Annotated in this window: 12 protein-coding genes; 2 read left to right on the top strand and 10 right to left on the bottom strand. The window is 37.6% G+C overall.

Translation table 11 applies throughout. The features are described 5' to 3' along the window. Positions 1-21 precede the first annotated feature (21 nt). From EKM66_RS10095 to EKM66_RS10060, 8 genes are all read right to left on the bottom strand, one after another. Positions 22-1,761, bottom strand: coding sequence for a lactose-specific PTS transporter subunit EIIC (locus EKM66_RS10095; protein ID WP_164505123.1), 1,740 nt, complete (start codon positions 1,759-1,761; stop codon positions 22-24). Positions 1,762-1,793: 32 nt separating this feature from the next. Further along, entirely contained in the window at positions 1,794-2,144 is a 351-nt protein-coding gene (locus EKM66_RS10090) for a PTS lactose/cellobiose transporter subunit IIA (protein ID WP_125764215.1), read from the bottom strand. Positions 2,145-2,185: 41 nt separating this feature from the next. After that, positions 2,186-3,040: a PRD domain-containing protein gene (locus tag EKM66_RS10085; RefSeq protein WP_125764213.1), complete on the bottom strand. Its 855-nt coding sequence runs from the start codon at positions 3,038-3,040 to the stop codon at positions 2,186-2,188. A 314-nt stretch (positions 3,041-3,354) separates the two neighbouring features. After that, on the bottom strand, positions 3,355-4,665 hold the full coding sequence (locus tag EKM66_RS10080; protein ID WP_125764211.1) for a Sapep family Mn(2+)-dependent dipeptidase: 1,311 nt from the start codon (positions 4,663-4,665) through the stop codon (positions 3,355-3,357). A 12-nt stretch (positions 4,666-4,677) separates the two neighbouring features. After that, positions 4,678-5,994 carry a PTS sugar transporter subunit IIC gene (locus EKM66_RS10075; protein WP_125764209.1) on the bottom strand — a complete coding sequence of 439 codons (1,317 nt, stop codon included), beginning with the start codon at positions 5,992-5,994 and terminating at the stop codon, positions 4,678-4,680. 36 nt (positions 5,995-6,030) lie between these two features. Then, the gene (locus EKM66_RS10070) at positions 6,031-6,555 is read right to left on the bottom strand and encodes a GrdB-related putative oxidoreductase (RefSeq protein WP_125764207.1); all 525 of its coding nucleotides are present in this window, start codon (positions 6,553-6,555) and stop codon (positions 6,031-6,033) included. 16 nt (positions 6,556-6,571) lie between these two features. After that, positions 6,572-7,288, bottom strand: coding sequence for a GntR family transcriptional regulator, LSA1692 subfamily (locus EKM66_RS10065; RefSeq protein WP_125764205.1), 717 nt, complete (start codon positions 7,286-7,288; stop codon positions 6,572-6,574). A 24-nt stretch (positions 7,289-7,312) separates the two neighbouring features. Next, positions 7,313-8,266: a N(4)-(beta-N-acetylglucosaminyl)-L-asparaginase gene (locus tag EKM66_RS10060; protein WP_125764251.1), complete on the bottom strand. Its 954-nt coding sequence runs from the start codon at positions 8,264-8,266 to the stop codon at positions 7,313-7,315. Between the two features lie 263 nt (positions 8,267-8,529). Here EKM66_RS10060 and guaD point away from each other — a divergent pair, with 263 nt between their 5' ends. Continuing rightward, positions 8,530-9,852 carry a guanine deaminase gene (gene guaD, locus EKM66_RS10055; RefSeq protein WP_404811469.1) on the top strand — a complete coding sequence of 441 codons (1,323 nt, stop codon included), beginning with the start codon at positions 8,530-8,532 and terminating at the stop codon, positions 9,850-9,852. Continuing rightward, positions 9,839-11,182: a uracil-xanthine permease family protein gene (locus EKM66_RS10050; protein ID WP_125764202.1), complete on the top strand. Its 1,344-nt coding sequence runs from the start codon at positions 9,839-9,841 to the stop codon at positions 11,180-11,182. The genes guaD and EKM66_RS10050 overlap by 14 nt, the downstream gene beginning before the upstream one ends. A gap of 486 nt (positions 11,183-11,668) precedes the next feature. On the opposite strand, the gene EKM66_RS10045 is transcribed toward EKM66_RS10050, so the two are convergent. Then, positions 11,669-12,829, bottom strand: coding sequence for a GNAT family N-acetyltransferase (locus EKM66_RS10045; RefSeq protein WP_125764200.1), 1,161 nt, complete (start codon positions 12,827-12,829; stop codon positions 11,669-11,671). 58 nt (positions 12,830-12,887) lie between these two features. Beyond that, the gene (locus EKM66_RS10040; RefSeq protein ID WP_125764198.1) at positions 12,888-13,973 is read right to left on the bottom strand and encodes a DUF871 domain-containing protein; all 1,086 of its coding nucleotides are present in this window, start codon (positions 13,971-13,973) and stop codon (positions 12,888-12,890) included. Positions 13,974-13,982 lie beyond the last annotated feature (9 nt).

Below are 13,982 nucleotides of genomic sequence, written 5' to 3'. Positions count from 1 at the left end.
CGTTTTCACTTTAACTATATCTTATAAATATGATTTGACAAACTTCAATGCCATATCTGCATCACGAGTCAATGCAATATACTCTTTACCTGAGGTTGTAGCTAGTTTAACTCCATACTTATCGGTAATCTTTTGAACATTGCCTTTCATACTTTCCATTTGTGGAGCTAAGATAACTAGATCCATATCTTGAATCATATTCATATCTTGACCGTATGCACGTGCTGCGGCTGATAGCGGTAAATCACGATCTTTGGCAATCTTATTTAATGCATTAGCAAGAATACCTGATGTACCACCGCCGGCACAGATAACCATGACAGCTGTTTCTTTATCAAAACCAGTTCCTGAATCTGTTGTGTCATCGACTGCTTCTGCTGTAGATGTTGCACCTGCAGTTGCTGTAGCCATAACTGTTCCATCAGCTGAAACTTCAATGTCACCATCATCTTCGGCAACGTCTGCTTCAGCATCGTCTAAATCTAATCCTTCTTCTTCAGCTTTTTTAGCTTCTTCAGTTAGTAATTGATTGTCGTAAACTTTCATGAATGGGAACCAGATAACAACATCAATTGCCAAACTTAGAATTACGAATAAGAATGCTAATGGAGCAAATCCTGTACTGATCAAAATACCAATTGGTGCAGGGATAACCCAAGGCATAACATACATCATACCGTTCATCCCAAGAACAGAGATAAAGAACTTGAACAACATAATATTAACAGCTGGTGTTAACACAAATGGAACAAAGAATACAGGGTTCATGATAATTGGAGCACCGAACAAAATTGGCTCATTAACAGAGAAACTGACAGGAATAAATGCAGCCTTACCTAAAGCTTTCAATTGTTTTGATCTGGCAAGGAATAAGAACAAGAATACTAGTACGAATGTAGAACCAGTACCACCCATGTTCATAACATAATCTTGTGCGTTTTGTGCAAGTACATGTGTTGCTTGATGTCCAGCTTGAATCAACTTCAAGTTAGCTTCAGTATTTGTAACTTCAATAGCTGCAACGGCTGGAGCAACGATTGATGGACCTTGAACACCTACGAACCAGAAGAATCCCATGGCAGCAGCAATAATTGCTAGACCAATATATGAATCACTGGCTGAGAAAACAGGTGCTAAAATTGCGACGATTAGTTCAGGTAAATTCTTACCAGTTGTTGTAACGAGCAATAATGAAAATGCCCAGAAAACTGTAACTGATAATGCCATAGGAATAACATCTTTGAATGTTTGAGAAATATTCTGTGGTACCTGTGGAGGCATCTTGATTGTAACGTTGTTCTTAATACATACATAGTAGATATTTGGAACAATCAAACCTACAAGATATGAAGCAATAAGTCCTTGTGTACCCATGTATGTTAGATCAGCGCCACCCTTATTTTGGATAATGGCACAAATGATAAAGGCAATTTCTGAAGCCATAATAACTGAAACGGCATTCATTTGATTTGTCTTTGGTAAATCAAGGTTCTTTGCATCAGTAAGATTCTTAGCGGTTGTTGCAGTAACAAACAATGCTAAAAGTCCCATTGAGTAGTTATAAGCAATCATTAAATTACTTTCAATGTTTGAAGGCCAATAGAAACCCCATGCATTTGGTAAATATGTTACTAATAGGAACAAAGATGAGAATAAGATAATAGGCATTGCTGCGATAAACCCATCACGAATAGCAGAAACATAAATGTTAGCGGCAAACTTTTCGAATACCGGTCTCATTTTATCGACTCTACGAGTCATAGCATCCATCATAATGAAATCCCTCTTTTATTTTAGTTTTTCATATCTAATTTATCTTCAATTTTATTGATTCTTTCATACTCATCGATGAAGAACTCAACTTCATCTTTAAGCATCATAGTGGTCATTAATGTGTCCTGTCCGTGAACCATGATGAATGTCACGTCCATTTCCATTCCACCTGCTTCATTCGCAAGTAATTTAGTTTGTTCATTGTGAGCATCAACGATTGACTCATTAGCAGTTTCAACTAACTTTTTAGCCTCGTCGATTTTTCCTTCTTTTGCCTTGTTTAATGCATTGATCAAGGCTGATTTTGCATCCCCTGCGTAGGCGACGATGGCAAATCCTGTCATTGATATATCTTCTTTTGTTACAGCCATAATAATTCCATCTCCCTGAGTCTTTTCGTTTCGTTTCGTTTTTAGTCTTTCGTATCTTCTTGAATTAATCGTTGAATATGAATTACGAAGTACAATAGCTCATTGCTTCCTAATTTATTATCAAGTCTTGCTTGTAGTTCATCATAAATTTGTTTTGCAATTTCAAATGATTCTGGATATGACTCCTTCATCTCTTTTTCAAATTTCGGACTTAGGACATCATCACCTTCATCAGGTTTATCAAGCCGGCCAGCTAAGTATTGCAAATGAATCATAAATCTATCAAAATAATTGCCATTGGAACCCAATCTAAAAATCTTATTGTCATTAAGAATGTTTTTGACTATTTCATTAATATCCTTGCTCTCAGCTTGCTTCATTTGACCCTCTTGGGGCTCTTCACCCTTAGAATTAATGAAATGTAATGCGATTGCTTTCACCTCAGATGCAGGAAATCTTATTCCAAGATTATTATGGATAACTTCCAATGCATGTTCGGCAATTGCATACTCCTCCGGATATTGGGCAGCCATATCGGGAATTAAGTTTTCTTGATATGTACCACCATTAAAGCGTTTTGTCGATTCTAAGATATGATCACTCAGCGTAATATACGCATAATCTAGAACGCTATAGTTAAACTTTTTATAACCATAGTCAATAATTTCATAAGTAGTTGTGACGACATCTATTGGAATATCTTTCAATAGAAAATAAAGATTTTCTTGAGATCCTTTGGTATTCAGATAAAAAATCTTCTCGACCTTATCTGTGTTAACCTTTGATCCTTTGTGTTTGTTAAAAGCAATGCCATTTCCTTTGATGATAGCCTGGCGATGATCTCCTATATCGGCCAAAACGCTGTTGTTATTAAATACTTGTAGTATGTCTACCAATTTTTGTTGCCCCCTCTCTTCCTTTATGCGTGCATTCTCTGCACAAAAAAGAGACCACTGATGGCATGGTTTTGAATCTCAAACAACCATGACACCAAGTGATCTCGCCTAATCTAATAGTAACAACTCACCGTCTCATATAAAAAAAGAGACCACCAGCATTTCAAATAATCGAAATGCCAAGTGATCTCGCCTAATTTAATAGTAACAATTCACTAGAGCTATTCATTTCTTTCAACAGCTCTTAGTATATGACAAATAATTGAATTTGTAAACGGTTACAATTAAACTTTTTTTACTTTACTAAATATTTACTAACATAATTCATTGATGAAACAATCATAATAAACTTCCATCATCATTTGCCAATCACTGAATTGTAGCCATTCGTCACCCTTGTGAGCAATTCCCTTTTGACCAGGGAATGATGGTCCAAAAGCAACAATATTAGGCATAGCTCTAGCATAGGTTGCTCCAGTGGTTGTAACAGGAGTTCCGTCAAGACCAGTATCTTCTTCATAAATATTTGAAAAGCGCTTGATATAGTCTTGATTCTTCTCACTTAGCTTAGATGGGAAGCTACGATTGACTGTTACAGACATGCCATCATTCAATTGTGACTTCAACTGGTTAATGACCTTATCTTCAGTAATTGAGATTGGATAACGCATCGAAATATTGAATGACAACTTGTTATCCTTCTTCTCAATCTTGTAAAGTGACAACTGCAAACTTCCAGAAGCTTCATCGGCGAAGTTCAGTCCTAGATTCTTACCATCGTATTGACTCGATAGCTTAGCTGATAGCCACATGAAGAAGTCGCCAGTTTGTCCTGCTAAACCAACCAAATTATCAGCTACTTTAGGCAATACATTATCGGCCATATCAGGGGCATTACTTGGAGCCTTCTTCCCAGTAAACTCTTTCCATGTGCCATCACTTAGTTGGAATTTAGCATAGTCTGGAATATAACTACGGTCGAATTGACCAGAGATAGATTCGATTTGATCTGATGAGCCATCATCAACAGTTTGAGAAACCGTTAGATCGACTAATCCACGTTCACCATAGACAATTGGGAACTTGCAATCTGGTGTATATCCAGCATATGGTGGCTTCTGTTTTTTCAGATAGTATGGAATATCACGGCTACCGGACTCTTCGTCAGTACCGAACATGATACGGACACGTTTGTTTAATTTAATTCCCTGAAGTTTGAGTAAATATAATGCAAACAATGTCGACATCAGCGGTCCTTTATTGTCGAGAGCTCCACGACCATACATCATATTGTCAACTTGAGTCAATTTGAAAGGAGGATAACTCCAATCATCTTCAACGTCAACAACATCAATATGTCCTAATACACCAAAATATTCTTCTGCATCTTCTGGACCATATTCAGCCCATCCAACACAATTAGATACACTACCCGTACGGAATCCTAGCTTCTTAGATAATGCCAGCATATATTCCAAGGCACGCTTAGGTCCAATACCAAACGGTGCTTCAAAAGTAGCATTACCATTAACACTAGGAATTTGAAGCAATTCGTCCAGATATCCTAGAAATTCATATTTATGTTCATCAAATAATTCTTGAAAATCGGGTCTAACTTCATTCATTTTTTAACTTCCTTAAATTGTACTAAAGTCGATATCAATATCGGCATCCTTCTCGACTGCTGCTTCCTCACCTAGATATTGTTTATCAAGCATCTTAATGAATGGGTAGTAAATCACAATACCTAAGACTAATTCGAATAACTGAAGAATGGAACCAAGAATACTTCCGGTAGATAGCCATCCAGAAATCAAAGGAGGTGTCGTCCATGGGAGCATAACACCATTGGTATATGGTACCCATCCCATTGAAAATACGAAACCAGAAATAGCTGTGTTCAAAACAGGAACAATGATAAATGGAATAGCAATAATAGGGTTTAGAACAACTGGCAAACCGAAGATAACAGGTTCGTTAATTCCGAAAACACCAGGAACAATAGCTAATTTACCAAGTTCTCTAACACGTTTTGATTTACATACAGTCAACATAAGAATTAGTAGTGATAGTGTACTACCACCACCACCGTATGTTGTGAAAATATCAATAAATTGTTGTGTGTAGATATGTGGCAAAGCTGTACCAGCATTGTAAGCAGTAAGGTTATCTTGTGTTAAAGCAAAGAAAATTGGTGACCAAACACTGTTAACAATAGTTGGTCCATTGATACCAAAGCACCATAGAACTGATGACAAGAAGTTGTATAGCAATACTGATGGTAGTGAATTACCAACGTTCTTCAATGGTGATTGGATCAATGTGTAAATAAAGTTATAAGCTGTTTGATAATCTGTCAAACTAAATACAACTCTGACAATAAAGAATACTAGAACAACTAAAGCACTAGGAATCAAAGCATCGAATGATTCACTAACTGCAGGTGGAACCCCTTCGGGCATCTTAATTGTCCAATTTCTCTTAATAGCAAATCTAAAAATTACAACGGCGATAATAGCTGTAAAAATACCTAAGAAAATACCGTTAGGTCCTAAAAATTGTGTTTCAACGGCGCCAACTGTTTTTTTGCCAACAGTTACTGACGTAGGAGTCATGATCAAGAATGAAATAATTGCTACAGCAGCTGAGTTAACAGCGTGTAGTCCACGGTTCTTACCATAAGCATACGCAATACCAAAACATGATAACAAACCAGTGAAACTAAATACTGAGTTAGAAACAGCACTAAACCATTCTGCCCATTGTGGTCCTAATACGCCTGTCCAAAAGTCTTCCCATCCAGGGATCGGAAAATTACCGATCAATAGGAAAATTGACGTAACAATGATCAATGGTGTGATGATTAAGAAACCATCACGCAGTGAACGTAAAACAACATTGTTAGCCAATTTGGTTGCGACCGGCATCAATACTTTTTCAAATTGTTTCTGCATGACTTTTCACCCCTTCTTAAAAAATAACAATATTATTTAAAAACAATAGTTAGATTTGAGTTCTGATATATCTTCGTTATTAACCTTTTTATTGCATAATTCCAAAGCATGATCAATAGAATCAGACAATCCTGTGCCACCCTTTTTTGGCATATGAATAATATCTAGCTTGTCACTAAATTGTGGAACTAAGTCTTCATTCTTCTCACTGGCAACCATCGCTACAACAGGAATATCGGAATTAGTTTGAACGGCTAGACCTACTTCTAGAGCCATATCAGCGAAGTCATGGTAATCATATGTTGGTCCAACTAATAGAACATCTGGTTTCATTTTTTGTAACATACGTGTGATTTTTCCAGATACCAAATCCTTATTCTCTGAAAAATATTCTGTACCACAGAAGAATGTTGCCATAACTTCAGAATCTTTTTTCTTTAGGGTCTTATCAATTGTATCTGCAGCACCCATAGCAAGTTTTTTACCACCAAGTTCAGTATCAGCTTTTTCCTTACCACCAAGTCCAGCTTGAATTTGATCCAAAAGGACAATAATCTTCATTAAGAATCCCTTCTTTCTAATGATTTCTATATAAAATATTGTGGAACGTATATTTATCAGAACGATAGTATGAATCATCATACAAAATAGGATATCCATCGACTGAATATGCGACAGTATGAGCCAAAAATGCTGGAGAAGATTCTTTTGTCTCAAGTAAACGACTTGTCTTCTTATCTAGCTGTACTGCTTCCAATTCCTGGCTTGCATATGCAATAGATATATTCTGTTCGATCAATTCATACAATGAACCTTCGGCTTGCTTCTCATCTAGCATTGGCAAAAGCTGCTCTTTTAAATAAATTTGTTCATGAGTCATTGGTTCATCGTTAACGTATCGTAAACGTTCGATTTTCCAAATCTCATCATCCTTGTTTAGTCTTAAATCATTCGCTACAACTTGCGGGTAATCAGTAACTTCTGTTAGACTCAAAACCTTTGTTTGAGGATTCAAATTCATTTTTTTAGCTACTTCGGTAAATCCTGCTAGACCATTAGCACCACTGGAAATCTTTTTGTTTGCGGCAAGTACATATGTACCTCGATTACGATCTTTGACAACTACTTGTCTCTTTTCCAATGCATCAATAGCTTTTCTAATCGTTAATCTACTAGTCCGATATTGATCGGCAAGATCATTTTCGGAAGGTAATTTTTGGTGAATACCGTAAACTTTTCGTCTGATTTCATCTTGCAGTTTGTCTGCAACTTCTAAATACAAGTAATTCTGCATACGTGGTTTCCCTCAACCGCTAATCTAATCGATTGGAGCTTTAATTCTCTTTTCATATGCATCGAGCCATTCCTGAGTGATTGGTTCAATTACGGTAGTTCCATTCTCTCCAGGATTTGCCATCATAATCTTTGGAGCGTGCTCATTATCGCCAGCAGCAAATGTAAACTCGACGTTTGTGGCAACTCCCCATTCACCCTTGTTGTTCAATGCTACTAATGAAAATTCACCGACTTTTCCATAGCGTTTTTTTAATTTCTCTACAAATGGATAAACTGCTTGGTCACATGCCTCTTGTGGAGTTAATCCAGTACCCATCAAACGAACAATTTCGTAACATAGGCAACCCTTCATAATATCTTCACCAAGACCAGTAGCCGCAGCCCCACCGATTTCACTATCACAATAGAATCCATCACCAACTAGAGCTGAGTCTCCTGTACGGCCAGGTTTCTTCATAAATAATCCAGATGTTGATGTTCCTACTGCCATTGAGCCTTTACTGTCAAGACTGACCATTCCAACCGTGTCATGTCCATCGTAAGGACTCAAATTTTTTTCTTCTATTTCACGTTTGCGCTTTTCCCAAATCTTCTTAGCACGAGCTGTGAGCATGCCCTTACGTTCAAAATCATTTAATACAGCGTATTCTGATGCACCTTGTCCAACTAAGAAACTGTTGAAATGTTCACCGCTCAACTTGCGTGAAACAGAAATTGGATTCTTGATGTCACTAATGCCGGCAACAGCTCCAACCGCAAAGGTGTCTCCATCCATAAAGGCTGAATCCATTTCTACTAAACCATTAGCATTAGGTAAACCACCATAACCAACTGACTTAAAGAATGGATAATCTTCTACTTCCTTGATGGCAGTTTCAACAGCATCATTACTATTTCCACCGTTCTTCATCAATTCCATACCCTTACTCAAGCCTTCATATGCCATTCTCCAAGTTCCGATCATAGCAAATGTCATCATTTATCACCCCATATTCGGATTTATTAAAACCAATTGTCTACACCAATCCAAAAGTTATGCAATCGATTTCACACATAGTATATGCAGAATTGTATATACAATCAAGCTTTATTTTAGAATTCTTTTAATTTAATAATAATGCTATAAATATTTTTCTATTGAAATACTTATTTCCGAACGTTTAGTCCTTTATTAAAAGGAATATTCATGTTAACCTATTTACAACAAAAATAAGGAAGTGTTAGATTATCACCTATCAAATCGTTTTTGAAGGAGCAATTTTTTCTTCAGCATCGTTTGACAAGGCGGATTTTTCACCCAAAGTTCTCACATGTATTGATCGATCAGGAATGATTGATCGCGTAATATCTGTCGACGAACCGGATTATAAATCGGTCAAGCAAACTGCTGAAAATCTTAATATTCTTCATCCTATACCGAAGGGCAGTTACTTACTGCCAGGATTCATAGATTTACATGTCCATGCACCACAATGGCTACAAGCTGGCCTTGCTTTGGACAAACCGTTATATGAGTGGTTACAAAATTATACTTTTCCACTCGAAGCTAAGTATCAAGATTTGGACTTTGCAAAGAAGAGTTATACAAGTCTTGTTAATGAATTACTAGCAAACGGAACAACGACTGTTTTGTACTTTGGCTCGATTCATACAGATGCCAATTTAGTTCTCGCGGATATTTGTGCGCAGGCTGGTCAACGTGCTTTCATTGGTAAGGTTGCAATGGACAATCCTGAACAAACTCCAGATTTCTATCGTGACTCTTCATCTAAAGAATCATTGGAACAAACCGAACTATTTATTCAACGGTTATTTGATCTGCAAAAGAAAATAAGTGCTGAATTAACACCAGTCATTACACCTAGATTCGTTCCCAGTTGTACTGATGAAACACTTGCTGGTCTTGGACAATTGGCTGCCAAATACAATCTCCCCATTCAATCACACTGTAGTGAAAGTATCTGGGAAGATAATTATGCAACTGAACGTTTTAATTTAAGAGACGCAGAAGTTCTCGACAAGTTCCATTTATTAACCGACAAATCTGTTATGGCTCATGGTACTCAACTGAGTGATTCAGATTTGGACCTATTTAACGAAAGAAATACCGCTATTGCTCACTGCCCTATTTCAAATGTTTACTTTGGTAATTCCGTATTACCGGTTAAACACACACATGAAAAGAATGTCGAAATAGGTATGGGTACAGATATTTCTGGAGGTTTCTCCCCAAGTATTTATCGCAATATTCAACAAGCTGTTATGTCCTCACAAATATTACAAGATAGTGGTGAAGCAGATGCCCGTATATCTGCTACCAACGCCTTCTATCTTGCGACAGTTGGTGGTGCAAAAGCACTTCACGTTAAGACTGGACAGATCAAAGCTGGATATAAAGCTGATTTCCAAATTGTTACTGATCAATATTCTGAATTAATGTCTAATGAACCACAGGATGTTTTTGAAAGACTAATTTATCACACGACAAAATCAGAAATTAATGAAGTATATGTTTCTGGTAAAAAAGTAATCAATCGAGGAGAGAATCATGGAAGAAAATAAAAGTACGCTATTAGTCGGACCTGATGACAAAGTTGGATTCGGTGAAGCCGGATTCCTAGGTCTGCAACATGTCTTGGCAATGGATATTTACGTTCCACCTATTATCTTGGCAGGAATGATGGCAATGACTGCTGGACAACAGATGAGTCTCTTGCAGTCGACTTTCCTCGCTGCTGGAATTGGTACAATTTTACAAACTTACGTATTCATGAAAATGCCGGTATCACAGGGACCTTCATTTGTTCCACTTGGAGCTGCTGCAGGTGTCGTATTAGCATCTGGTGGTGTTAATGGCAACGGAATGGCGACGCTTATTGGTGCCTTGTTGGTCGGATCGATAATTCTGGTCATACTTGGTGTCACTGGTATTTTTCATAAGATCATCAACACATTAGTCCCTGCTCTTGTTGGTGGAACAATCATTACTTGCGTTGGTTTGTCATTAATTCCATCTGCCTTAAACAGTAATATCTTTGAAGCGCCAGGTAATATCAATAACAACATTATCCTTGCTTCGATCACAGCTTTAACTCTCCTAGTTTCAGTTGCCATTAGTATGAAATTCCCAAGTGTTCGCCGTGTCTTTCGGACTGGTTCGATCATCTTCGCTTTAGCAGTTGGTACAATTGCCTCTAGTATGATGGGCTTGTTCAATTGGAAGACAGTTGCAGATGCCGCTTGGTTTAGTCTTCCTTCTGGAACAGCCTTTAATTACGGAATCTCATTCTCACCTTCAGCTATCATTACTTTTATTATCATCTATGCAGTTATCACAACTGAAACAACCGGTACATGGTTCGCCATGGGAGCCGTTACTAACCATGAGATCAGTAAGAAACAATGGAACATGGGTATCATTGGTGAAGGATTCAGTTGTTTAGTTGCTGCATTACTTGGTACTACTCCTGTTACCGGTTACTCTACAAATGCTGGTGTTATTTCAATTACCGGCGTCGCCAGTAAACGTGTCTTCTTATTTGCAGGTATCTGGTTCACAGTCCTTGGATTCTTCAGTAAATTGTCAGCATTCTTGGCCGCCATCCCTGCACCAGTTATCGGTGGTGTCTTCGCAATTATCTGTGTAACTATCATGTTGAATGGACTTAATGTTATCCGTGGATTGCATACAACTGACCGTGATATCTATGTTATCGGATTACCCATCATCCTTACACTTGCATTGGTATTACTTCCAGCAAACGTTACTAAACAAGCACCACAAATTATTCAATACTTACTAGGTTCTCCAATTGCGGCCGCAGCCATTGCTGCAATTATCTTGAATCTGGTTATGCCTAAAGTTAAAACTATTACTTCTGAAGCTAAGTAGATGGTTAATGCCGCCTACGATTGAAAATAACTGTTCTGCTGAGGGACCTAATTCAGCCATAAAGCGGTCTGAATTCTCGATTTTGAACTCTGCATAAACCGCAGATTTCAAAAGTCGTCCTGTGCTGCACAGACGGTAGAACACCGTCTTACACCACTGCCACAGCGGAACAGTTACTTTCAATCTACGGCTGATTTTACTACAAATTTTAGAATCAAAAATAAAAAGAGGTTGTATCACACTTGGAAAAGTTCAAGTGTAATACAACCTCTTTTTCGTACTATTAAATTTAAAAATCAAATGGTCGGAAGGTTTGATAATATTCACAGCTATGACAGTGACGTTATGGCTTTAGCCATTTACGTCACCGGGCGTGTTTGAAGACTTGCCGAACTTAGCAAGGCTTCAAACCGAAGCATGAGACCGCCCCTTGGCTCAGGCTGGTCCGCATAGCAGGTGAATATTTTCAAACCTGGAGACTTACTACTAGAAGTAGTCCCTTAATTGAGGCTTCTCCGTAACAAAAGCATTGCTTAAAGCATCAATCGAAGTAGCATCCCCCTTAACATAACCATAATGAGCAAGTGAATCAAGTGATCTAATCCCAAACATAGCCTTAGTCAAAGTCGTAATATCCAATTGAATATTACTTGGCTCATTAGTCTTCTCAAACTTGATATTGCCATTATTGATAGATAACAACCACTTTTGATTGTTCCAATCCAGAGTATCACTAACATTGATAACTACTGGATCAAGGTTGTGCTTAATAAATGGATATTTCTTAATAAAACTCTTCAGATTAACGATTCTAGCCGACATATATGGAACAGTTGTAACAGTGGCTACATATGGTTCTTCCAACAAATCCGCCTTAACCTCAGCATCAGATGACTCATAAACAAAATTACTGAACATCGATTGATGCTTAACAATGAAGTTAGCCAATGCACTGTAACTGTTAGGATCATTTGTTACCCATTCCTGAATTCTTAAGTTGTCGCCATCGTTCGAATACAATAGATAGCCACTCAACTCATCGGTATCATCAAAGTACAATGCAGCGAACCAATCAGAATGCTTGTATGCCATGTGATCCCACCACCAGTCTTCACGGACTACTCCGCCAAGTGAGTTGTGATCTTCATACAGTTTTCTAACTGACTTAGGCATTTCATTCAACCTAACACGTTCAATGTGACCTGTCTTAGGTGCTTTGATACGAGGCCACTTTGAACTAGGAATATCTGTTATCACGTGGTTAAATACTTGTTCGTAACCGAAGCGGCGATAATATCTGAATGAGAATGGTGCTAAATAAGACAAAGTAACATTGTTATTGTACATATCTGTCAATGCTTGATTCAGCAATGTTCCAGCTCCACCACGTCCGGCAAACTCCGGAGCACTCATTACGTCTCCAATACCATTCATGTGATATGTCACACCGTGGAAGTCAACTTTAAATGGAATACTTAACAATCCACTTCCAAGTTTATTGCCATTCATAATTCCATATGCCAGTGAGTTATCAAATCTAGTACTCAAGGCATTCTTCTTTTGCTCATTGTCTGGGCGATTAAAGGAATAAAGATATAATTCATAGAACTTTTCAAAATCTTCTTTCCCTAAGCGATAATCTGTCATGAATCTCACTCCTATAAAAAAGATACTATTCAGTTGAGAATAGTATCTTTATTTTTTATTATTCTGCTAACTTAAAACTACTCCATGTCCCAATATAACTCAATAAAAATGCTTCTTCTGAGCTTAAGTGTCCGACAACATTTCTACGTCCATCATTCTTGATATCACGTAAAGCAATTTGTGTTTCACCTTTATATTGACCATATTGATTGTTAACAATAATGATGTCTCCACGTTTGATATCGTCAGTATCATGGGCTGGAAAGTCCTTATCACGATATACAACACGTGTCATCGTACTACGTAGTAGATAATCTGAGGCATCACCACGGTACATATGTGTAGATTTTAAGATAACTTCTTTTTCAATATCAGTAATGTTTTGAGATAAATCAACTTTCAATTCAGGCAATGGAGCAAAGAATGCCTTAGATGCTTCTTCAAGTTCTTCATCAGATGCATAAGTGTTACCAATGATAACATCGTCAACCATTCCTGTTAGAACAAGATGTTTAACTTGTGTAGCAATTGGTAGATCACGATCATCTTCCAATGTTGGCAAACCATCTTGAACTGGCCATGGTCCAAATGTTGCTGTATGTGAACTTACGAATGCAGCTGAATGAATGTTGTGCTTTCTGAACAACTTAGACCATTTAGTAAAGAAGTCCTCGCCTAGTCCAGTGTATCTTTGTGGATAGAAGTTGTGGCAACCAAGGAGATTGTTGGCATTAGGTTGGAATGCCAATATGTTATCTAAGTAGTGTGTACCTGAACTCATATTGATCTCAATCTTCAATCCATAAGGATTATGAGTCATTTTAGCTTCTTCCATACCAGTGAAACCTTCGTCCAAACGAAGTCCAGCAGCACCGATTTCCTTGAAGAATGAAAGATCGTCATAACTGATGCCTAATTTGGTAAATAGTCTTGGGTTCATGTCGACAATTGTTGCCATTCCCAAATCATTAGCGTAAGAAATGGTTTCTTTGAATCTTGCAATTGTCTTATTCTTGTCATCACCTAATTCGAGCAATGACATGAATATACGTGAATAGTCTAACTTACTTGCAGTATCAAGATATTTCTTATCCTCATCCAAAGTTGAATGTTCAGGATATAGTGATAATCCTAGTCTTCTCAAAACATGACC

Source organism: Companilactobacillus hulinensis (genome assembly GCF_003946555.1).
Taxonomy (GTDB): Bacteria; Bacillota; Bacilli; order Lactobacillales; family Lactobacillaceae; genus Companilactobacillus; species Companilactobacillus hulinensis.
This window is presented reverse-complemented; position numbering and strand designations above follow the sequence as displayed.